Source organism: Oleiphilus sp. HI0125 (assembly GCF_001635355.1).
Genome location: NZ_LWGF01001486.1, coordinates 1 through 1,268, shown reverse-complemented (window position 1 = coordinate 1,268; position 1,268 = coordinate 1). Strand labels below are relative to the sequence as shown.

Sequence of the window (1,268 nt, the reverse complement as noted above, 5' to 3'; positions counted from 1 at the left end):
GAGAGAGTCTAAGAAATCCCAAATAGAGCGATATTTTCAAACGATTCAGGATCAGGTATTGAGCTTCTCGAAAGATCGGATGATCGTGAATGCAATGAGAGAGTTCAAGCAGGAGTTTGATGATTATTTGTCGCAGCGAACGGGTGACAATGTCGTTCAGCAAAAAGAAAAATTGCAGCAATATTATGAGCAATCCTTCGGTGGTGAGGACGCTGAACGTAATAACGGTCAAAAGGTCAATTCAGCAGCCTTAATGCAAGGCTTAGATGCAGACTCTATTTCTCTACAATACGATTTCATTGCAAACAAGACTGAACCTTTAGGGGCCAAAGATGCCCTGATTCAGCTCGATAACAATACGCTCTACAGCAAGTTGCACAAGATCTATCACCCGCCTATTCGCTATTTTCTGCAGCGTTTTGAGTATTACGATATCTTCTTAGTCGCGCCAGATACCGGTGATATCGTTTATTCCGTTTTTAAAGAACTGGATTACTGAACATCTTTATTTGACGGACCTTATGCCAACAGTGGTATCGCACGCGTTTTTACGCAAGCGGTTCAAGCAACGTAGCAAGATTATGTTGTGATCGATGACTTTGCTCCTTATCCACCATCTTATGAGGATCCTGCTGCGTTTATTGCTTCTCCCATTTTTGATGCGAGAGAACTGTTAGGCGTTCTGATTTTTCAGATGCCTATAGATCGTATTAACGCAATCATGACGCACGACCAATAGTGGGCAACGACAGGTTTGGGCGAATCGGGTGAAACATATTTGATTGCTCAAGACCGCAAAATGCGCAGCATGAGCCGTTTTTTGATTGAAGATAAAGACGCATATTTAGAGGTACTAGAAACATCGGGTTTAGATGCGCAGACATTCCAATCTATTGCCACTAGGGAAACCAGTATTGGTCTGCAGCCAGTGAACACAAGAGGTGCTGATCAAGCGTTATCTGGTGTAGTAGGATTTGATGTTTTTGATGATTACAGAGGTGTCTCTGTGCTGTCAGCCTACGCGCCGCTCGATATTAATGGTTTGAGTTGGGCGATCATGAGCGAGATCGATGAGGTCGAGGCGTTCGCGAAATCTGAGTCTATGTTTGAATCTTTGATGACGGCTTTAGTTATCGCCTTGTTAGTCGCCGCGGGCATCGCTGTGTGTGTCAGTTTATGGTTTGCTAATCAATTGGTGTCTCCAGTGCCAGTATTTACTGAGCGCTTGCATCGTATTGTGGAGGATGCGGATTTTACACAGCGTGTTG

1 protein-coding gene and 2 pseudogenes are annotated in these 1,268 nt (G+C 44.0%); all 3 read left to right on the top strand.

The features are described from left to right. Positions 1-499 (top strand): annotated as a pseudogene (locus tag A3762_RS25005) (hypothetical protein); the annotation flags it as partial. 87 nt (positions 500-586) lie between these two features. Continuing rightward, positions 587-739, top strand: a complete 153-nt coding sequence (locus tag A3762_RS26715; RefSeq protein ID WP_156493340.1) for a hypothetical protein — start codon at positions 587-589, stop codon at positions 737-739. 15 nt (positions 740-754) lie between these two features. Then, positions 755-1,268, top strand: a pseudogene (locus A3762_RS25000) (hypothetical protein); the annotation flags it as partial.